The organism is Prevotella herbatica (genome assembly GCF_017347605.1).
Taxonomy (GTDB): Bacteria; Bacteroidota; Bacteroidia; order Bacteroidales; family Bacteroidaceae; genus Prevotella; species Prevotella herbatica.
Window position 1 is genome coordinate 246,140 of record NZ_AP024484.1, and the last position, 22,940, is coordinate 269,079.

A 22,940-nucleotide genomic window follows, 5' to 3' on the forward strand; every position below is an offset into this window, starting at 1 on the left:
GTATTGTTATTTATTTTCCTCTTCTTTATAAAAATAAGCTCTATGTATCCAGATTACACATCCCAGAAGTATCAATGCCATTGCAGGCATTGTCATCATACCATTGTTAATGTATCCGGCATCATAAGCTGACTGCGGAATAATTGTAAATCCTAGTAGCGTACCACGTCCTAAAAGTTCACGCACGGCACCGACAACAACCAATATCAACGCATAACCAAGTCCGTTTCCTAATCCATCAAGAAAACTAGGCCAAGGTTTGTTCATCATAGCAAAAGCTTCAAGACGTCCCATTAGTATGCAGTTTGTTATTATAAGACCTACATACACTGACAACTGAACACTTACATCATAGGCAAAAGCCTTCAGTATCTGACTGACAATTGTTACTAATGCAGCAACAACTACCAACTGAACAATAATACGAATACGATTAGGTATTGTCTTACGAATCAAAGAAACAATAACATTTGAAAAGGCAGTGATTACTGCTACGGCAAGCCCCATAACAATTGAAGGTTTTAATTGCGAAGTGACCGCAAGAGAAGAACAGATTCCAAGAACCTGTACTAATATAGGATTATTTCCATTAAACGGACCTGTTAGAACCTCTTTGTTCTCCTTTGAAAACAGTTTACTCATATCTATATTCCTCCCTATTATTTTTCATTAAGAAATGTTTTATACTTTGAGAGACAATCCTTAAGCATAGCGCTCACGCCATTGGATGTCAAAGTGGCACCAGTAACGCCATCGCATTGTGTCGTTGGATCCTTAACGTCGCTCTTCTTAAGAACAGACAAAGCTACATCATCAGAACCATTCTTAAAAATTTTCTTTCCCTTGAACTGCTCCTGCCATGCAATATTGTCTTTTATTTCAGCACCAAGTCCTGCTGTCTCACTTTCATGATTGAAATAAGCACCAAAAATAGTTGTTTTATCTGCATTAACTGCTATATAGCCCCATATTGGTCCCCAAAGTCCCATACCATAGACAGGCATTACATACTTAGTTTCCCCATTAACCTTACATACAAACAAAGCAAGTTTACCAGCCTTGTAATCCGCACTGTTTAATTTAAAACCACTTTTTTCACCACCTTCAGAACCCTTTGCTACTGTTTTTCCAGCAGCATCTATGATAGCATCCGCTGTGATATCCTTAACATACTCATCGGCAGCCTGCTTGTCAGAAATATCTCTGATATTCAATGCTGCAAGGATCTGCTTTTTCTTATCAAGAGCCACATTTGCATCTTGTGCAGGCTTTAAGGCTTGAAATACAAAAGCCATTAAAAAAGCTACGATGACGACTATTATTGATGAATAGATAATAGTATATGTATTACCATTGGTATTTAATCCCTTTTTACCAGCATGATGAACATTCTCTTCACCACTCTCCGTTATCTCCTCAAATTCCGAAGACGGAGATTGACATATCGGACATTTTTCTGGAGCAGTGTCGCCCTCATGGATATATCCACAAACTTTACATCTGAATTTCTTTGTTGCCATATCCGTTATTATTTAGTTTTTAAACGTTTCATTCTCTTTGATATATTGCTCTGTACAACACAATAGTCAATAAGTGGCGCAAACATGTTCATCAACAATATTGCCAACATCATTCCCTCTGGATAACCAGCATTGAGAACTCTTATTATTATTGCCATAGCTCCAATCAAGAAACCATAGATATACTTTCCTGCTTCTGTACGTGCACCAGTAACTGGGTCAGTCGCCATAAACACGGCACCAAAACAGAAACCGCCAAGCATGATATGCTCATACCAAGGTATATGTGAGCTTCCTGTTGCAGAGAACAATAATGCCATTAATCCACCTCCGACAAAAACACTGAGCATCGTCTTCCAACTAGCTATTCTAGTCCACAACAAGATTATGGCACCTATTGCTATTGCAATAACACTTGTTTCTCCAACAGAACCTGGTATAAAACCAGTAAACATGTCAAACATACTATAAGGCACATTAATATTCTGAGAGATCTGACCAAGCGGCGTAGCACAAGTGAAAGCATCTGGTAGCTGATTGCCAAGTCCAAAGATTGTATCTTTTGCAACCCATACACTATCACCACTCATTTTTGTAGGATAAGAGAAGAACAAAAACGCACGTGCAATTAATGCCACGTTGAATATATTCATTCCTGTTCCTCCAAATATCTCCTTTGCAAATATCACAGCAAAAGCGATTGCAATAACCATTATCCAAATAGGACAATTCACAGGAAGAATCATCGGAATAAGAATTCCTGAAACAAGATATCCCTCTTGTATCTCCTCATTCTTCCACTGCGCCCAGGCAAATTCGATTCCTAAGCCTACAACATATGAAACTACAAGTTTTGGCAGTACAGCCATGAAACCATAAAGGAATATCGACCAGAAAGAAGCTGTTGACAAGGTACCTGCAGCCATAAAGTTCTGATAACCGATATTATACATGCCAAAGAGTAAAGCCGGCAGCAAAGCTATCACAACCATACTCATTATTCTCTTTGAATCTATCGCATCATGAATATTTGTTCCACTCTTTGATGTCGTATTAGGTACAAAAAGGAATGTGTCCAAACCGTCATACACACTTTTAAAAGCATGCAGTTTGCCACCTTCATCAAAGTTTGGTCTTATATTATCTAGTATTTTCTTTAATGCACTCATAATTATTCGTATTACTATTTTATTTAAGCATTTTCCTTCCTCAGCATATCAAGTCCTTCACGGACAATGTGCTGTAATTCCAACTTAGAAGAATCTACAAATTCAGCAAGGGCAAAGTCTTCAGGAGAAACTTCATAAATACCAAGTAACTCCATCTTCTCTATATCACCTGCAATAATAGCCTTTATAAGATATTCTCCATAAATATCCATAGGCAGCACTTTGTCATACTCTCCACTCATAATCATGTGGCGTTCACCACCCTTTATTCGTGCATCAAGATTATATTCTCGTTTACCAAAAAGCCAAGAGAAATAGCTATGTGATGTAGAATACTCCTTCGTACGTGGAAGTATCCAACCTAAAAATTCATCGACATTGTCACCTTCAGGTATAACTGTAACTTCTGATGTAGCAGCACCAATATAGTCTTCCATTGTGGCTTTCTTGCCGGTAAGTGGATTACCATTTATTATACGTATATGATCTTCTTTAGCAAGTTTCCCTTGCAATACAATAGATAAAGGTGTTCCTATAAGAGCCTCTATATAAGACGGTTCTTTTATTTCACTTCCGGCAACAGCAATAACACGACGTAAGTCTACCTTACCTGTATTAAATAATCTACCTATAATAATTACACATGCAGGATCTACTGTCCAAACGACTTCACCCTTGTTAACCGGGCAAACGCGATTCACCTGAACACCTACATTTCCTGCAGGACACTTACCTTCAAAAATATTTATTTCCACATTCTCTGCATTAACAAGAGCCTTAGCTGTCTGCTTTGAACTAATGCCGAGATATGTTTTTTGAATTTTAGAAAGAGCATTCAAACCTGTTTGAAAATCAGTTTCATTGCCTTCTAATTCTACCTCAAAGTCTGACGCCAAAGGCATATCCCTAAATGCAGAAACAAAAATTGCCTTAGGAACTGTGTCTGGAGTTGTAGAAACAGCATAAGGTAATTGTTTTATATATCCAAAAATACCTGCATCTAACAAAGTTTTCCTTACAGATTCTGCATCCAATAAGTTAACATCTTTAGAGCCAAAATCAAGAAACTGCTGTTCTTCATCAGCCCTAACCTTAACATACAAGATCTTACGCCTTTCACCTCTTGGTATAGCTTCAACTGTACCACTGACTGGAGATGCAAATTTAACTTCTGGATACTGTTTACTTACGAACAAGGCTTCACCAGCCTTTACCTTATCACCTTCATGCACCACAATCTTAGGAGTAACTCCACAAAAGCTATCAGGCACCAAAGCATATTCTTTACTCTTTAGCATCGAAATAGTTCCTTTGCAAGCTGTTCCTTTTAGATTAATGTCTAAGCCCTTACGTAACTTAATTACATTTTTCATAAATACTTTTATAAGTTGATTATTTCTTATTTTCTAGTTAACGCATTTGCCCACTTATAAAAGCAAAATTATTTATACTGCCTCACCACTATAACTATAGCGTTTCGTAAAATATATTTATTTTTGCAGGTGTGCTCAAGCATTCGATGCAAATTTAGTGAAAAATAAGCATAAATAAAAGAAAAAATGTTCTTTTATTACTATTATAAACTAAATTTGATGTAATTTTGCAACATAAATTCAATAAAAAAGGCAAACTGAACAGACTCAAACATATCGTCAACACTGTAATATGGACCATCGCCGGTTTATATTTCACATTAGTTATACTGCTTCATCTACCAGCAGTAAAGGGCATTATTGGTTCTGAAGCGAGCGATTTACTTGCTCATAAACTTGGAACAAAAGTAAGTATAGGCAATGTTGATTTGGGATTTCTTAATCGTGTCATTATAGACGATGTATTGATATATGACCAACATGGCGAAAAACTTTTAAAATCTTCGAGAGCTTCTGTAAAAATAGATATCATACAACTGTTTCAAGGAAAGATATCAATAACTTCCGCACAACTTTTCGGTTCACAAATTAATGCTTATAAGCAGACGGCTGATTCAAAAGCGAACTACCAGTTTGCACTTGATTCATTAGCTTCAAAAAACAAAAAGAGCAAAAGTAATCTTGATTTAAGAGTTGGGTCACTCATAATAAGAAACGGCGCACTTACTTATAATCAATACGATGCCGTGCAAAAATACAGTCAGTTAGATCCTAAACATCTAAATTTATCTGATATAAGCGCACATATTATATTAAATCGGCTAACAAATGACAGTATAAACCTGAATATTAGAAAAATGTCATTTAAGGATGCATCTGGACTAAATATTGTATCACTTTCCACAAAAATAATAGCTAACAGAAAGCAAGCTGAATTAAATAATTTCGAATTAATGCTACCAGGAACTGTAATTAGACTTGGTGACTGTCTTGCTACTTATACTTTCCTTGGCAAAGAACTACAGATTCCATCTCTGCAATATAGCGGAAGTATTGACCAGTCAACAATCCGTCCTTCGGATTTTTCATGTTTTCTTCCTGCATTAAAGTCTTTCAGTAACAAACTGGATATAAGTACAACTATCAGCGGAACAAGTACTTCTGTAAGAATTCACTCTTTAGGAATAATAGGCAGAAGTATATTCCTCAATGCTGGCGGATCGTTGAATAATTGGCAAAGTAAAAAGCCTCGATGGGTCGCTGATATAAGAAGCCTAAGCCTTAAAGGTGATGGCATAAAATATATAAGCAACAATTTAGGAAAGCAACTTAATATTCCAATTGAAATAACAAGACTTGGAAACATTGTCTTTAAAGGTGCTATTGGAGGATATGGAAAAGATGTTGCTACTAAAGGAATAGTTCGTACTGATGTAGGATCAGCTAAACTAGCTTTGGGTATAAACGGAAAGAATTTCAGCGGACATATTGAGACAAATGGAATATCTGTTGGCAAAATCATAAACAATGATAAACTAGGAATCGTTGCCACTAAAATTAATGCTGGCGGATATATAAACGGAAATGATATAAAAATAGATGCTAAAGGACACATCGAAAAGATAGAATATAATAGGTACACATACCGAAATATAAATATAGACGGACTATTCAGTAAGAAAAAAGCTGGTATGCATTTTAACGGCAAACTAGATATCAACGATCCTAACGGCAAAATTGCTATAAAAGGAGACTTGAGCAAACTAGGCAAAATCACAAAAGCCAATATAACTGCAGCAATAGATCATTTCAATCCTAATGCTCTAAAACTTATTGACACCTACCCTTCTACAGAGTTCTCTGCTAATTTAAGCGCCAACTTCATAGGAGGCAACATCAATAATGCTGATGGAAGAATTGTATTGTCAGACTTTGACATGCGTTCACCTAAAGATGCATATCATCTTAATACGATGGAGATACATGCAGGAAAAGACAATATGCAGCACTTTCTTACAATGAACAGCGATTTTGGACAAGCTGACATTATAGGTAAGTTTGACTATGCGACAATTTTCAACAGCATTACAAACATCATACACAGCAAACTTCCATCTTTGATGGGATTAAAACGCGGATTGGCTAAAAAAGCAAACAACTTTTCTTTCAATGCCTATATTAGTAAGAGCGACTGGCTCAATAAGATTTTCGGTGTTGATATAGACATCGCAGAACCTGCGACACTCAGTGCTATCATAAATGACCATAAACAACAAATTGATTTTGTTGCTCAAATGCCTTCATTCAGTTTTGGAAACAATATATTCAAGAATGGTTATATAAAGGTTACCTCGCCTAATGATTCTCTAAAGGCTGAGATCCAAGCTAAAAAAGTATCTATAGATGGTAAAGGACTGGCTTGGAACATTGAAGCTTCAGCTGTTGACAACAAACTCAAGTCTATAATAAAATGGAACAACTTATCTGGTAAGCATTTTACAGGAAGTCTTAACACAGAAACAGAATTCTTTAAATCAGAATATGGTAATACAGCACACATCAATGTGCACCATTCAGACATAATTATAGGAGACAGTATTTGGAATATACAACCTAGCGACATCGTATATAGAAAGAATCATATAACTATAGATCATTTCGCTATTACTCACAACAATCAGCATATAATAATTTCAGGATTAGCTACACCTAGCAAGAAAGATTCTGTTATCGCTGATTTGAAGAAGGTTGACGTAAGTTATATCTTGAATCTTGTGAATTTTCATTCAGTTGATTTCAGTGGAAAAGCATCTGGAAAAGCTTATATAGCTGGCGCTTTTGCCAAACCTGATGCATCAGCAAAACTTAGAGTTGAAGATTTTAAGTTTGAAAACGGTCGTATGGGTGTATTATATGCTGATGCCAATTGGAATAATCGTGAAGGGCAAATAGATATAGATGCAACTGCCAACGATACAATAAGCAATACGTATATAAACAATTCTATTATTCCAATTAAGACAATTATAAAGGGATACGTATCGCCAAGAAAAAATAATATTGACCTCAATATAACTGCTGACGGCACGAGAATTGAATTCCTTAAAAAATTCTGCGGGAGTTTTATGGGCAACATAAATGCATACGCAAGTGGAAATGTTAGAGTTGTGGGACCATTAAACAGAATAAACCTCACTGGTGACCTTATTGCAAATGGTGTCATACACATGAGCACGCTTAACACAGACTACACTTTAAGAAATGCCCATATTCATGCTGTTCCAGATGAAATATATCTACAAAACGATACTGTTACTGATAGAGATGAACATATAGGAATTGTAAGCGGAGCATTGCATCATCAGCATCTAACAAAACTTACTTTCGATATAGGCATAAACGCTCATAACCTACTTGCATACGATACACATGAGTTTGGTGACAACTCATTTTACGGTACGGCATATACTACAGGTACATGTAATATAAAAGGTAGAAACAATGACATAACGATTGATGTCAAAGCTACCGCTAATAAAGGCAGTCAAATCGTTTACAACGTATCAAGTCCTACATCTATAAGTAAAAATGAATTTATTCACTGGACAAATCGCGACAGCGTTAATGCAGCATTGAGTATAAAAGAAAAAACTGATAGCACTAAGGATATTGATATTCCTACAGATATGCATATTAATTTCCTTATCAATATGACACCCGAAGCTACTGTAAAACTTATAATGGACCAGAATACAGGAGATTATATTGCCCTTAACGGCACTGGTGGACTTCGAGCAGCATATTATAATAATGGAAGTTTTGACCTTTATGGCAACTACCTTATAGATCACGGTATATATAAACTTACTATACAAAATGCAATAAAAAAAGACTTTATGTTCACCCCTAGTGGAACTATAAGTTTTGGAGGAGACCCATTTGATGCAGCACTAAATCTGAAAGCTCAGTACACTGTACAGGGAGTGAGTCTCGCTGACTTGAAAATAGGCAACAGTTTCTCAAATAACAACATCAGAGTAAACTGTCTTATGAATATAACAGGAACACCTTCTAATCCTAAAGTTGATTTTGGTCTTGACATGCCTACAGTCAACAACGATGCAAAACAGATGATACTAAATCTGATAAACAGCGAGGAAGAAATGAACCAACAGGTGTTGTATCTATTAGCAATAGGTCGTTTCTACACACAGACCAACAATAATGCAGTCGCAGAAAGTACAACTCAGCAAAGCCAGACAAGCCTTGCTATGCAAAGTATTCTCAGTGGAACTGTGAGCCAACAACTCAATAATGTTTTAAGCAGTGTAATAAACAATACTAATTGGAATTTCGGTGCCAACATTTCTACAGGAGATGAGGGATGGAATAATGCAGAATATGAAGGTCTGTTGAGTGGAAGACTACTAAATAACAGATTGCAGTTCAGTGGGCAGTTTGGATATCGTGACAATGCAAACGCAACAACAAGTTTCATCGGAGACTTTGACCTAAGATATCTACTATATCCTAACGGTAACCTTGCAATAAGAGTGTACAATCAAACAAACGACAGATATTTCACAAGAAACAGTCTGAACACCCAAGGTATTGGATTCATCCTGAAAAAAGATTTCAATGGCTTCTGGGACCTTTTCGGTACAAAGAAAAAACAAAAGAAATAATACTAGATCATTATTAAATGATAACACTTTACAACCTTGTAGAGTTCATTAGTGCCTAACAATAAGAAATAGATATTTTTCGTACATTTTGGCTGCCATCCCTGTGTTTTATCGTATTTTTAGCTACGGAAGCTACGTCGTCGCTCACAAAGCCTATAAACAGAGGGATTGACGATACGTAGTTAGGTCTATTTAGCTACGATAAGCTACGTCCTAGCTACGTTCTCTATTTCTCTCTATATATTAATGTACATACGCGCGCGCACTTAGGAGTTATAAAAATACTAGTGTCGAAATGTCAACGTGATGAATATCAACATGTTATCATCCATTCTAAGAAATATTAAATGACAGTGATGTGACAGTGAAATATCAAGTTTTACATACATTTCTATATAGAAACACCACTCGTTTCCACATAGAAACGCATTGCGTTTTACGTTGTTTTACCGAGTGATTAGGGCCTTATCACTCGGTAAAGTAACACGAATTGCCTTCAGGTTTACCAACAAAGTGCATTAGAAGATGATGAAAATCCTCATTTGGATTTTACCAACATATCACCGTCACTTGATTATACTCGAAAAAGAGTTTAACTAATTGATGTTTAAATGATAGACACTTCTACACTTGTTTTTCAGAAAATCCAGAGTGTGTGTGTGCGTGTGCGTATTTATAGTGTGTAGCACTAGCAATTGAAACTTTGGCTAACAGCTCAAACTTGATTTCATTGCATGAATGAAAACCTTGCAGTATCTTTGCCGAGAATTCAGTGGAATTCGGCAGAACATTTAAACAAGCTTGAAAATTCTGTTTTCGTTTACTGAATCTATTTTCACATCCTCAGTTCCTCAGATGCAGCCAACGGTTCTTTGACAAATTCACACATAGAATACATCCGATTCTTAAAACGACACAAGTTGATGCAGTTAGAACGTAGCTTGATGTAGCTAATCTTATGCCTTTAGCCGGAATAGGTTTTGCTATTAAACAAGTTGTCATTCATAACATTTCCAAGCCCATTAATAGAGTATATTCCCCTCTTATAAATTATCGATGAACCAAAAAATATTAAAAAATAGTCGTAACTACAGGGAATGGTATGCCTCTCTTCAGAGCATTATAAATTGGTTGTATATAATAACATGAGCACAAATCAAATAACAAAATACTCTAAAAATGTTAAATAACAATAAACTACAAAGAAAAGCTATTGATTAAGAATTCAATTTATTAATAAAGATGTACCTTTGCACGCGATTTCGAGCGACCCCATAATATATGGGATTGCCTCATTTAACATAAAGTCCAACTTTATTAATTTTTAAAAATTTATTATTTACATGTCAGATTTAAAGAACGTACAGCCATTAGCTGAATTCAATTGGGACGAATTTGAGAATGGTTCAAGCGCAAACGTTGAGAAGCTAGATTTAGAGAAAGCTTACGACGAAACCCTGAACAAAATTCAGGAGCATCAGGTAGTTGAGGGAACAGTTATTGCCCTTGACAAAAAGGAAGTTGTTGTTAACATCGGTTATAAGAGCGATGGCATCATTCCTGCATCAGAATTTCGTTACAACCCAGACCTCAAAGTAGGTGACAAGGTTGAAGTTTACGTAGAGAACCAAGAGGACAAAAAAGGTCAGTTGGTACTTTCTCACCGTAAAGCTCGCCTTAACAAGAGTTGGGATGAAGTTAACGCAGCTCTTGAGAATGAGGAAATCATTCAGGGTTATATCAAGTGCCGTACTAAGGGCGGTATGATTGTTGACGTATTCGGTATTGAAGCATTCCTTCCAGGAAGTCAGATTGACGTTCATCCAATACGTGACTACGATGTATTCGTAGGCAAGACAATGGAATTCAAGGTCGTAAAGATCAATCAGGAATTCCGCAATGTTGTTGTTTCTCACAAGGCTCTTATTGAGGCTGAGTTGGAAGCACAGAAAAAAGAAATTATCTCTCACCTTGAAAAGGGGCAGGTACTCGAGGGTACTGTTAAGAACATTACATCTTACGGTGTATTCGTTGACCTTGGCGGTGTAGACGGACTTATACATATTACAGACCTTTCTTGGGGCCGCGTAAGCGATCCTCATGAGGTTGTTGTTCTTGACCAGAAGATTAACGTTGTAATCCTTGACTTTGATGAGGAAAAGAAGCGTATCGCTCTTGGTTTGAAGCAGCTCACACCACATCCTTGGGATGCTCTTAATGCTGACCTTAAGGTTGGTGACCATGTTATGGGCAAGGTTGTTGTTATCGCAGACTACGGTGCTTTCGTAGAAATTCAGCCAGGTGTTGAAGGTCTTATCCACGTTAGTGAAATGTCTTGGAGCCAGCATTTGCGTTCAGCTCAAGAGTTCATGCACGTAGGCGACGAGGTTGAAGCAGTTATTTTGACTCTTGACCGCGACGAGCGTAAGATGAGTCTTGGTATCAAGCAGCTTAAGGAAGATCCTTGGGAGGCTATTGAAACTAAGTACCCTGTAGGAAGCAAGCACACAGCAAAGGTTCGCAACTTTACTAACTTCGGTATCTTCGTAGAACTTGAGGAAGGTGTTGACGGTCTTATCCATATCAGCGACCTTTCTTGGACTAAGAAAGTTAAGCATCCTTCTGAATTCACAACTGTTGGTGCAGAAATCGACGTTCTAGTTCTTGATATTGACAAGGAAAATCGTCGTTTGAGCCTTGGTCACAAGCAGCTTGAAGAGAATCCTTGGGATACATACGAGACTATCTACACTCCAGGTTCTGTTCACGCAGGTAAGATTACCCAGATGATGGACAAAGGTGCAGTTATCACTCTTAATGAGGGTGGTGAAGGTTTCGCAACTCCTAAACACCTAGTTAAGGAAGATGGTTCACAGGCTCAGCAGGGCGAGGAACTAGAATTCAAGGTAATTGAATTCGTAAAGGAAACAAAGAGAATCATCCTTTCTCACAGCCGCACATTCGAAGAAGGCAAAGATGAAGTTGCAACAGCTAAACCAGCTCACAAGCAACATACAGCTCACAAGAACGAAGCTTCACAAATTAATAATGTAGCAGCAGGTACATCTCTTGGTGACCTTGACGTTCTTGCAGATCTTAAAGCAAAAATGGAAAAAGGAGAGTAATTAAAATTCTTCTATAAAATAATAAGGAGACGGCTTGAAAAAAGCCGTCTCTTTTTTTGTGCTTTCAAAAAATTATATTATCTTTGCAAAGAATTTTAACACAACAGTGTTTCTCTTCGTGAAACACATTTCTATTCAATCAAAAAATTTTCATATACAATAATATGTATAGCAAGGATGAATTATTATCTAAAGATGCCTCTGAATTGGAGGACATCGCTACGAATTTAGGTGCTGACTATAAAACTGACTTCAGTCAGGAAGACATGATTTATGCTATTCTTGATAAACAGGCAGAAGAAGAAGGTAACAAGAATCCTCTTGTAGCAAAAAGAAAACGCACCAGAATTGCCAAGAAAGACACGGACCGTATATACACAGTTAAAGGCAAAGATGGTGAAAACTTAGATTTAAAGAAAAAAAACATGACAACCACAGACTCAAAACCATTATTTAAAGATATTGAAGATGAACCTTCTCCTGAAGAAATTCTTGCTAAGATGCCTAAGCATCGTGGACGCAAGTCTAAAAAGGAATTGGAACTCATTGCTGCAGCTGAAGCTGCAAAACAAAATACAAATGATAATTCAACTAATGCCGATGAATACAACGACAATAGTGAACCCAATAAAAATATAGAGACCGAAAAACAAGAAGATCTCTTCTCAAATAATAATGAGAATGATTTTATTCCTGAAGCAGCGTTTTCTTCTGTCGAAGACAATAACGACGACAATGAGAAAAATGAGCTTTTAAATCAGCTAAAGGCAAAAATTAATGACCACAATAAAGATGTTGAAGATGATAATATCGAAACAACAAGTCCTGATGGTTATTGGAACGGAGATCCAGCTGACGGAACTGATTTCATAACAGTCGTTGACTTACCTATAGAGGATCAGGGGGTTGTGCCAAACTATGATATGTTTGATAATCCTACAACAACAGTTGCACCAGCACCAGCACCAACACCAGTACAACAGATTTTCCAAAGACCTGAGCCAACTAATGTAGAAAAATTTGATTTTCTAGATCTAATCACTGCAAATGGTGTACTTGAAGTAATGCCTGACGGTTACGGCTTCTTGCGTTCAAGTGATTATAATTATCTATCATCACCTGATGATGTATATGTATCTACGAATATTATAAAAAAATATGGTCTTAAAACAGGTGACGTTATACAATGCCACGTAAGACCACCTCACGATGGCGAGAAATATTTCCCTCTTACAAACATTGACCAAATAAATGGAAGAAATCCAAATGAGGTAAGAGACAGAATTCCATTTGAACACCTCACCCCACTCTTCCCTGACGAGAAATTCACTCTTTGTGGAGACAGAGCAACAACAAACCTTTCTACAAGAGTCGTAGACTTATTCTCACCTATCGGAAAAGGACAGCGTGCACTCATAGTTGCACAGCCTAAGACAGGTAAGACTATACTCATGAAAGACATTGCGAATGCTATTGCCGCAAATCATCCTGAAGCATATCTTATGATGCTTCTTATTGACGAACGTCCTGAGGAAGTTACCGACATGGCACGCACTGTAAACGCAGAAGTTATAGCATCTACTTTCGATGAACCTGCTGAAAGACATGTAAAAATAGCAGGAATAGTGCTTGAAAAAGCTAAGAGAATGGTAGAATGTGGACATGATGTTGTTATATTCCTTGATTCTATTACGCGTCTTGCACGTGCATACAATACAGTAAGCCCTGCAAGTGGAAAGGTATTGACTGGTGGTGTTGATGCTAACGCATTGCAAAAACCAAAGAGATTCTTCGGTGCTGCAAGAAATATAGAAGGTGGCGGTTCGCTTACCATAATAGCAACAGCCCTTATAGATACCGGTAGCAAAATGGACGAGGTTATATTCGAGGAATTCAAGGGTACAGGTAATATGGAATTGCAACTTGACCGCTCATTAAGTAATAAGAGAATATTCCCAGCTGTCAACCTTGTTGCATCAAGCACTAGACGTGATGACTTATTGCAGGAAAAGACTACTCTTGATAGAATGTGGATATTACGTAAGTATATTAGCGACATGAACCCTATAGAAGCAATGAATTCTATTCATGACAAGATGGTTCATACAAGAAATAATGACGAATTTCTTCTTTCTATGAACTCATAGAAAAAGTACAAATATAAAAAAAGTGCAAATTATCAGGTTATGAACCTATATAATTTGCACTTTTTTTATTCATTTACTATATCGATCATTAACTTTATATCAATATCAGATATCCCAGCAGCTTTTAAAATATTATTATCCGAATTAAAGGCATCGCTTATACTATCCACAGATTTTTTAGTAGACAGCCAATTCTTAAACGATATTACAGCTTCACTATTCTTATTGAGAATCCATTTACAATATCCAGCATTAAGGTAATCATCCGATGTAATACTTTCAGACAACAATAGCTTATCATAATATGTTTCGGCTTTTCCATAATCCTTTTTCACTAATAAAGCCCATGCGATTGTTCTTTTAACGTTTGCATCATCGCGTTCTATGTCTAGAGGAAACAATATTGATAAAGCAGAATCTGTATCTTCTGATCCTATCAAGGCTATAGCATTATATAATTTATACTTGAATAAACTATTTTTCCCTGACAATATCTTATAACATTTGGCTGCAAGTGAATTATCACCCGATCTTAATGCAGATAATGCATAAGACTTTAATACGCTTTCTTTGCAACTTTCCAAATCTACACAATCTACAGGAATATCAATGAATTCTGTTACTGAATCAAAACTCAGTTGAGATCTGTCTATACCTAACTTTTCTGATGCTTCTAAAATTAATAGCGACTTATATGCTTTACAAGCATCATCATACATCTGTCTGTGCATAAACAACGCTCCCATTAGGTAATAGTGCAATTTTAAACTATCACAATCCAACTTTTGCTTTACTAAATCCTCTGTCAGTTTAAAATGCGAAAGCAATACATCTAACAAATTCCAACGATGCTGCTTGAGAGCAAACTTAGACAAAGACAAAATTTCATTAGAAAACTCTTCGTATTTAACAAAATCACTAAGTAGCATAATTTTATCATCAGTAACGATAGAGTCTATAAAAGGACTATCAAAATCTGATCTATGATGATTCAGCTTAAAAAAACGATAAAGATCCTGAAGGTATCTACGCCTTATATAAATTGGAGATTGAGTATTTGAATCATCAACAGACATACCGAAGAAATCTGCTGTATTCATCATTTCGCGCATATTCTCAGGAATCTGATCTATTATTGAAACTATTGCAAAGGCAAAAGAATACTTGTCTGAATCACAGAAAGAATTACTTTTGTATAATGAATCAAGCAATTTTATATTGCCCAACTTTTCTTTAACATCATAGAGATTAGGACTATCAATATCGAATGGCGCAAACCAATTACTTATTACAGAGAAAAATGGAAATCGCTTCATTTGAGAAAAGCCTCCGAAATAGATATCAGAACCTTGTTTCTGCATATCCAACATTTTATTAAAGCTTTGTTCCATCTGTTCCATTTTCTTATCAGCCTCGTCAGAATGTATTATATCATCAACAGAATCCTCTTCTGTCTCAACTATACCAGAGCGAGTAATCTTAAAATTCCCATTGCGCAAAAGATCAGGCATTATGTTCTTCTGTATATTTTCATTATCTTGCTCAGCATCAGAACAATATATAACCTGTAATTGCAATTCATACAGTTGATGGCGCAAATCTGTAGTAGCATTCAAAGCATGGATAAACAATTCTTTTGCCTCTTTAAATAATGTGATTCCAAATGTATTCAACATAAATGCCCACCCTACGAACGCACGCTGCTTTACATTTTCGTCAACACTAGCCAAAAAGACATTATGTAAAGTCTTAAAACGCCAGTAATCAAAAAGATGTGTCGAACTTAAAGTTATTCCACTAAGAATATTCAATACGTCAGAAACATCAAGCAGTGGATTCAAAAGAGTCGCAGTCATTTTTTCACAAATCCCTTCATTCCAATATGGAGATACAATTATTGCATCAAACAACGCAGACAAATACATCTGATGTTCATGAGTAATTTTCTCTTCTATATCATGCTGAACATTATCTGGTTGAAGAGAAGCCATAGCTAAATCCTGAACATATCTCTCAAATGTCCCACTGATATCTTCTTCATTAAGATTAATCATTCCAGATCTTTCTGATGAACTATGATTATAACTTCCATTAGAAATCAATATATCATTTGAAGAATCAAAAGCAACTGTATAAAGCTTACGCAACATATCAACATACAAACTTTCGCGCATTTCATCTTTATAACCTCTGGACATATAATCTTTCATCAAACTATATCCAGATTCAATCTCTTCCACACGAGCATCGTATTGAGTAATATTCATAAATTGAAAGAACTCTTTAAGATTCTTTAATGCAGAAGAAAGATCTCTTTTAACAATAATGGCAGAAAAAACAGTTTCTAATTGAGCTATAAAATTATTCATGAGACTTTATATAGTTGTTAGCTTTAGTGATGTCAGAAAATGTAGGAGCTGCAATATGTCGATATTTTAGTTTTGGCAATGCTTTAATTGTTCCTTCATCAATTTTAAAATACTTTTTCAGAATGGCGCTATAATGGTACAAACCTTTAGCATTCAATGAGTCACAAGCCTGATTATAGGCTTTGGTGAATTCTTTTAATTGAGTTTTCCTGCGTTTATCTTTAATCAAATCAGTTCTAAAAGCAAGTACACCGAAATTGATTTTAAAATCACGACTGTCACGCAACATAACATTATTATGAATTCTCGCTACCGTAGCTTGTGGCTCAGCAAGCCATAAAGCATCAATTTCGTTATTCAGTAACATGTTCAATCTTATAAACACATTATTTATCTGTACCTTGTAAAACATTGCTTTTGTTTTCACAGTATCCATGCTTCTGTCTGTAAGATAGTCAGTTACAGAATAACGTGTCATAGCAATTTTTTTATCGCCCAATTGGTTTAAATGTTTCAATCTCGCCGTTCGATTAGTAAACAACTGCCAATATGCATTTGTTGAAGACAGATAATTAAGTTTAACGCCACGTCTACGCAAGCCTTCTGTACGAACTAAATCACTTACAAGGCCTTCTACCCTTCCGTTGATTATTGCTGTGTCACAATCCATCTGTGCATTGAAAAAACGTGTACGTATATCCAGTTTCAATGAATCATAAAGTTGTTTTTCTTTCAGAAGATAAATTGGCATACAGTCTAATGTCGGCATTACTGCAATCTTTAAAGCTAAAGAATCTTCTGTATGTAGACGTTTACGCTCCTCAGTAGATAATCTTTTCTGTTCATCATAAGACTTACCACAAGACGTAAAGAATAAAACGGATATAAGAAGTAATATATTTAATTTTAATAATCTCATAATTTATATATACATTATTTATAACATGTTGCACATCTTGCAAAAGTAATAAATAATTTTGTAACTCTAAAAAAATCTTAGTACTTTTGTGGATAAATAACAAGCAATGAAAAATGGCCAAAGATAAAATAGCATACGTATGTGATAACTGCGGACAGGAATCAACAAAGTGGATAGGCAAATGCCCTAGCTGCGGACAGTGGAATACGTTCAAAGAAATAAGAATTTCTAGCGATTCTGGTTCTTTTGCCGCAAAGTCTGCAGCAAATGCTGTAGTTAGCGGATTAAACCGTAATAATAAGCCACAAAATCTTAACGAAATATCAGCTAAGGATGAGCCTCGAATTGATATGCACGACGAAGAGTTAAATCGAGTGCTTGGCGGAGGGCTTGTACCAGGAAGTATCGTATTGCTTGGCGGTGAACCTGGTATTGGAAAAAGTACTCTGACCCTGCAAACAATATTGAAGATGAATGAGCGCAAAGTCCTTTACGTCAGCGGCGAAGAAAGTGCGCATCAAATTAAGATGAGAGCAGACAGAATTGGAAGTGATAATGATATAATGGTACTTTGCGAGACATCTTTGGAAAGTATCTTCGACAGCGTGAAAAATGTTAAACCTGAATTGCTGATTATTGATTCTATACAGACTATATATACAAGTGACGTAGATAGTTCACCTGGAAGCATAACTCAGGTAAGGGAATGCGCATCTGCCTTATTAAGATTTGCGAAGACGAGTGGTATTCCGGTCATCCTCATTGGACATATAAACAAAGAGGGAACTCTTGCTGGACCTAAAATATTGGAGCATATAGTAGATACAGTAATACAGTTTGAGGGTGATCAGCATTATATGTACAGAATATTACGTTCAATAAAAAACAGATTTGGAAGTACTTCAGAACTTGGCATATACGAAATGCGACAAGACGGACTAAGACAAGTTTCAAATCCGTCTGAATTATTACTCACACAAGACCACGAAGGACTTTCGGGCATCGCTATATCTTCAGCAATAGAAGGAGTAAGACCATTCCTTGTTGAAACTCAGGCACTAGTTTCATCTGCCGCCTATGGCACTCCGCAACGCTCCGCAACAGGTTTTGATCAAAGGCGTCTGAATATGCTTTTGGCCGTACTTGAAAAACGAGTAGGATTTAAGCTAATGCAAAAAGATGTTTTCATAAATATTGCAGGAGGATTGCGAGTAACAGATTTAGCTATGGACCTAAGTATCATAGCTGCAGTCCTATCAAGTAATGTAGACACTGCTATTGAAACAGGCTGGTGTATGGCTGGAGAAGTAGGACTCAGCGGAGAGGTGCGCCCTATTAACAGAATAGAGCAACGCGTTGCAGAGGCGGAAAAATTAGGATTTACGCACATGATAATTCCTCAATATAATCTAAAAGGATTTGCACATAACAAATATAAAATTGAGTTGCATCCTGTAAGAAAGGTTGAAGAAGCACTGAGAGCTTTATTTGGATAACAACATTAATATATAAAAAGTATGAAAGATTCTGTAATAATAGTAAGTGGCGGTATGGACAGCATCACACTACTCTATGACAAGAAAGACGAAATTGCACTTGGAATTAGCTTTAATTATGGAAGTAACCATAATTTAAAGGAGATCCCTTATGCCAAAATGCATTGCGAGAGACTGGGTATCAAGCATATCACCATTAACCTTGATTTCATACATCAATATTTCAAGAGTTCTCTTCTTGAAGGTTCTGACGCAATTCCTGAAGGACATTATGCGGCAGAGAACATGAAATCAACAGTTGTTCCATTTCGCAACGGTATTATGCTTTCTATAGCAGTTGGTGTTGCCGAAAGTCACAATTTGAAGAATGTTCTTATTGCCAACCATGCTGGTGACCATACTATATATCCTGATTGCAGACCAGAATTCATCAAGGCGATAGACAAAGCTGCTAGCACTGGCACCTATGTAGAGGCAAGAGTTATTGCTCCGTATACCAATATAACTAAAGGTGAAATTGCTAAAATAGGGAAAAAATTGGGTATTGATTATGCCGAGACATGGAGTTGCTACAAAGGCGGCGAAAAGCATTGTGGGAAATGCGGGACATGCGTTGAACGAAAAGAAGCTTTGGCTGAAGCAGGCATCGTTGACACCACAGAATATGAAGATTAAGAAATGTAATCTCCATATTACATTAAAGATTATAGTGTACAAAAAAATTTTAATTCTCAACAAATCCTTTCCTATTCTTAATTAAAAGTCTTATCTTTGCATAAGATAGGTTACACTATTATACGTAAATTAAATAAGATAAATTTTTAACTTAAAAATATAAACGTAAAATGACAATCGAACAATTCAACTTTGCAGGTAAGAAAGCTATCGTTCGCGTGGACTTTAATGTTCCATTGGATGAAAAAGGTATTGTAACAGACGACACTCGTATTCGCGGTGCTCTTCCTACTCTTAAGAAGGTTCTTGCTGATGGTGGTGCTTTGATTATGATGAGCCACATGGGTAAGCCTAAAGGCAAAGTTAAACCAGAGCTTTCACTTTCACAGATCGTTAAGAATGTTTCTGCAGTTCTTGGTGTAGACGTTAAGTTTGCTAAGGATTGTGGTAATGCAGATGCAGAAGCTAAGGCTCTTAAGCCAGGCGAAGCACTGCTTCTTGAGAACCTTCGTTACTATCCTGAAGAGGAAGGCAAGCCAGTTGGTGTTGAAAAGGGAACTCCTGAGTATGACGAGGCTAAGAAAGAAATGAAAGGTCGTCAAAAAGATTTCGCAAAGAAACTTGCTTCTTATGCTGACTGCTACGTTATGGATGCATTTGGTACAGCTCACCGTAAACATGCTTCTACAGCTGTCATCGCTGACTACTTTGACGCAGACCATAAGATGTTGGGCTTCCTTATGGAGAAAGAGGTTAAAGCTGTTGATGCAGTTCTTAACAATATCCAGCGTCCTTTCACAGCCATCATGGGTGGTTCAAAGGTTTCAACAAAGATTGGCATTATAGAAAACTTACTTAGCAAGGTTGACAACTTGGTTCTTTGTGGGGGTATGACATATACTTTCGCTAAGGCTCAAGGTGGCGAGATTGGTAAAAGTATCTGCGAGAATGACAAACTTGATATAGCACTTGATATAATCAAGAAGGCTAAAGAAAACAACGTAAACCTTGTTCTTGGTTCTGATTCTATTATCGCTGACGATTTCTCTAACGACGCTAATCAAAAAGTTTGCGCTTCTAATGCAATCCCTGAAGGTTGGGAAGGTATGGATGCCGGTCCTGAGACACGTAAGGCTTTTGCTGAAGCTATAAAGGGTTCTAAGACTATTCTTTGGAATGGCCCTGCTGGCGTATTTGAATTTGATAATTTCACAGGTGGTTCTAAGGCTATAGCAGAAGCTGTTGCCGCTGCAACAAAAGAAGGTGCATTCTCTCTTATTGGTGGTGGTGACTCTGTTGCTTGTGTAAACAAGTTCGGTCTTGCTGATCAGGTTTCTTATATCTCTACTGGTGGTGGTGCTCTTCTTGAGGCTATTGAAGGTAAAGTACTTCCTGGTGTTGCTGCAATAAAAGGTGAATAATTATTATCACTTATAAATATAAAAGGAGAACTTTATCAGTTCTCCTTTTTTTATCTATTATAGAAATAGAGTTCAATCTATTTATCAAATCTATTACTTTACATCAGTCTTTGTGATAAGTATATGTGAGAACATATTTATCATTTAGTTCATAATAAACATCTAGATAACTATTCATTTTCAAGTTGAACACTCGCTTTGTATTTTCAAATTCTTCAAAAGGCATTAACTTCATGTCAAAATATTGAAGACTTTGTTCTGAAAAGTATTTATACACAGTTTCCTTAACGCTCCAATTTATCAATTGTGAATCTATATCTGGGGCTATTTCATCTTTTCTTATAAATTTATCTGCTATTCTGGCTACCCTATCAGTATAATATTCTATATCAACTGCCACATTTTTAAGTTTCGACAGTATTACAGAAGCATATCCACGAGTATGGCTTATACTTATATTATAGCCGTCAACAATAGGTTTTCCAGCTTCATTATGAGATATTCTTATTTTGCTGTTTGTCATTTTCCATAATAATGAGTACACAGCAAGTTTTTCCAGCCTTCGACTATTACTTTTATATGCAGATATTTCTGAATCAAACAGTTCCCTCATATCTAAAGAATCAGACAAAAATTTCAAGGCAGCCTCTTCTATCTTCCATAATCCCAATTTTACATCAGGAGCAACTTCCTTAATATAAGCAACAGGCATATTGATATGATTATTTATGTACGATGACTTTAACCTTACTTATTCTACGTTCATCAATGGAAAGGATTTCAAATGTATAATTCTTGTAATCAATCTTTTCATGAATACTCAAGAAATCACCCTTTATCTCCAACAACAATCCAGCTAAAGAGTCAGCATCACCTTCCACTTCAGAAAATTCGTCAGCGGAAATATCAAGAATTTTACAGAAATCGGTAAGTAAAACCTTACCTTCAAATATGTATGTATTGTAATTTAATTTAGAATATGCATTCTCATCATTATCATACTCATCATTAATCTCTCCTACTATTTCTTCCAAAATATCTTCCAAAGTTATCAGTCCACTAGTTCCACCAAACTCATCAACAACAATAGCAATATGTACTTTGTTTTCTTGAAACTCTCGCAATAAATCATCTATTTTTTTTGTTTCTGGAACAAAATACGGAGGACGTATCAGACTTTGCCATCTAAAATTAGGCAATTTCTGCAAATGCGGCAACAAATCCTTAATATAAAGAATTCCCCTTATATTATCAGTACTATCTTGATATATAGGTATTCTACTATAATTATTGTCAACAATACATTTCAACACCTCGTCATAAGAACATTTAATGTCTAAATCAAAAATATCTTGACGTGACGTCATTACTTCTTTAGCAGTTTCATCACCAAATCTTATAATTCCTTTGAGCATACTCTGCTCATCTTTTATATCATCCTTGTCGGTAAGTTCTAAAGCTTGTTCCAAATCATCTACACTCAACTGTCGGCTTTTCTTCTGGACAACTTTCTCCGCCAGAAATCCACTAGCAATAAGTACCCATTCCAAAGGCCAGAAAAACTTTCTTAATATCAAAATCGCATTAACAGCCATTCGACAGAATTTCAATGAATTCTGACGACTATATATTTTTGGCATTATTTCACCGAAAAGCAACAATAGGAACGTTAATAAAACAGTTTTGCTAAGAAACTCAAACCAAAAAGCTCTTGCACCGAATTGGAATAAGGAATCAAATATCAAGTTGCAAAGCATTATAATAAGGACATTGACAAAATTGTTTGTAATAAGGATTGTAGCTAATGTACGTTCACTATCATTACGCAACATCTCAATATTTCTGTCTTTTGAACTTTTTTCTGTGTCAAGTGATGCTATATCCGTGGGAGTTAGACTGAAGAAAGCTATCTCCGAACCACTTGCAAAACCAGATAACAATAGTAATACTACTGTTAACACAGCAGTAAATAATATTCCAACCGATGGGGATTGAAAATTAATATCAGACAATCCTTCAGTAAAAAATGTTATATCCAATT

The 22,940-nt window shown here is 36.2% G+C and carries 14 protein-coding genes; 6 read left to right on the forward strand and 8 right to left on the reverse strand.

Going from position 1 to position 22,940, the window contains the following annotated elements; translation table 11 throughout:
- Positions 1 to 6: 6 nt before the first annotated feature.
- From prwr041_RS01040 to prwr041_RS01055, 4 genes are read right to left on the reverse strand one after another with little or no spacing between them, the layout of a single operon-like run.
- Positions 7 to 642 carry an NADH:ubiquinone reductase (Na(+)-transporting) subunit D gene (locus tag prwr041_RS01040; RefSeq protein WP_207154493.1) on the reverse strand — a complete coding sequence of 212 codons (636 nt, stop codon included), beginning with the start codon at positions 640 to 642 and terminating at the stop codon, positions 7 to 9.
- A gap of 17 nt (positions 643 to 659) precedes the next feature.
- Entirely contained in the window at positions 660 to 1,520 is an 861-nt protein-coding gene (gene nqrC / locus prwr041_RS01045) for an NADH:ubiquinone reductase (Na(+)-transporting) subunit C (protein WP_237072271.1), read from the reverse strand.
- Positions 1,521 to 1,528: 8 nt separating this feature from the next.
- Entirely contained in the window at positions 1,529 to 2,689 is a 1,161-nt protein-coding gene (locus prwr041_RS01050; RefSeq protein ID WP_207154494.1) for an NADH:ubiquinone reductase (Na(+)-transporting) subunit B, read from the reverse strand.
- Positions 2,690 to 2,712: 23 nt separating this feature from the next.
- Positions 2,713 to 4,062, reverse strand: coding sequence for a Na(+)-translocating NADH-quinone reductase subunit A (locus prwr041_RS01055; protein ID WP_207154495.1), 1,350 nt, complete (start codon positions 4,060 to 4,062; stop codon positions 2,713 to 2,715).
- Positions 4,063 to 4,289: 227 nt separating this feature from the next.
- On the opposite strand from prwr041_RS01055, the gene prwr041_RS01060 reads away from it, so the two are divergent.
- The 3 genes from prwr041_RS01060 to rho all read left to right on the forward strand — a co-directional run bounded on the left by prwr041_RS01060 (position 4,290) and on the right by rho (position 14,019).
- The gene (locus prwr041_RS01060) at positions 4,290 to 8,747 is read left to right on the forward strand and encodes a translocation/assembly module TamB domain-containing protein (protein WP_237072272.1); all 4,458 of its coding nucleotides are present in this window, start codon (positions 4,290 to 4,292) and stop codon (positions 8,745 to 8,747) included.
- A gap of 1,343 nt (positions 8,748 to 10,090) precedes the next feature.
- The gene (rpsA, locus tag prwr041_RS01065) at positions 10,091 to 11,872 is read left to right on the forward strand and encodes a 30S ribosomal protein S1 (protein WP_207154496.1); all 1,782 of its coding nucleotides are present in this window, start codon (positions 10,091 to 10,093) and stop codon (positions 11,870 to 11,872) included.
- A gap of 164 nt (positions 11,873 to 12,036) precedes the next feature.
- On the forward strand, positions 12,037 to 14,019 hold the full coding sequence (rho, locus tag prwr041_RS01070; RefSeq protein ID WP_207154497.1) for a transcription termination factor Rho: 1,983 nt from the start codon (positions 12,037 to 12,039) through the stop codon (positions 14,017 to 14,019).
- 65 nt (positions 14,020 to 14,084) lie between these two features.
- Here rho and prwr041_RS01075 read toward each other — a convergent pair whose 3' ends face one another.
- Both prwr041_RS01075 and prwr041_RS01080 read right to left on the reverse strand, forming a co-directional pair.
- Positions 14,085 to 16,388 (reverse strand): tetratricopeptide repeat protein, encoded by a 2,304-nt coding sequence (locus prwr041_RS01075; protein WP_207154498.1) that lies wholly within the window; start codon positions 16,386 to 16,388, stop codon positions 14,085 to 14,087.
- Entirely contained in the window at positions 16,381 to 17,307 is a 927-nt protein-coding gene (locus prwr041_RS01080) for an ABC transporter substrate-binding protein (RefSeq protein ID WP_207154499.1), read from the reverse strand. Before prwr041_RS01080 ends, prwr041_RS01075 begins: the two co-directional genes overlap by 8 nt.
- A gap of 113 nt (positions 17,308 to 17,420) precedes the next feature.
- Here prwr041_RS01080 and radA point away from each other — a divergent pair, with 113 nt between their 5' ends.
- The 3 genes from radA (at position 17,421) to prwr041_RS01095 (ending at position 20,899) form a co-directional block, all read left to right on the forward strand.
- Positions 17,421 to 18,803 carry a DNA repair protein RadA gene (gene radA / locus prwr041_RS01085; protein WP_207154500.1) on the forward strand — a complete coding sequence of 461 codons (1,383 nt, stop codon included), beginning with the start codon at positions 17,421 to 17,423 and terminating at the stop codon, positions 18,801 to 18,803.
- A 21-nt stretch (positions 18,804 to 18,824) separates the two neighbouring features.
- The gene (gene queC, locus prwr041_RS01090) at positions 18,825 to 19,478 is read left to right on the forward strand and encodes a 7-cyano-7-deazaguanine synthase QueC (protein WP_207154501.1); all 654 of its coding nucleotides are present in this window, start codon (positions 18,825 to 18,827) and stop codon (positions 19,476 to 19,478) included.
- A 170-nt stretch (positions 19,479 to 19,648) separates the two neighbouring features.
- Complete coding sequence (locus tag prwr041_RS01095; RefSeq protein ID WP_207154502.1) at positions 19,649 to 20,899, forward strand: phosphoglycerate kinase; 1,251 nt, start codon at positions 19,649 to 19,651, stop codon at positions 20,897 to 20,899.
- 103 nt (positions 20,900 to 21,002) lie between these two features.
- Here the strand turns inward: prwr041_RS01095 and prwr041_RS01100 are convergent, their stop codons facing one another.
- Positions 21,003 to 21,611, reverse strand: coding sequence for a 4'-phosphopantetheinyl transferase family protein (locus tag prwr041_RS01100; RefSeq protein ID WP_207154503.1), 609 nt, complete (start codon positions 21,609 to 21,611; stop codon positions 21,003 to 21,005).
- A 10-nt stretch (positions 21,612 to 21,621) separates the two neighbouring features.
- Positions 21,622 to 22,938: a gliding motility-associated protein GldE gene (gene gldE, locus prwr041_RS01105; protein WP_207154504.1), complete on the reverse strand. Its 1,317-nt coding sequence runs from the start codon at positions 22,936 to 22,938 to the stop codon at positions 21,622 to 21,624.
- Positions 22,939 to 22,940: the final 2 nt, after the last annotated feature.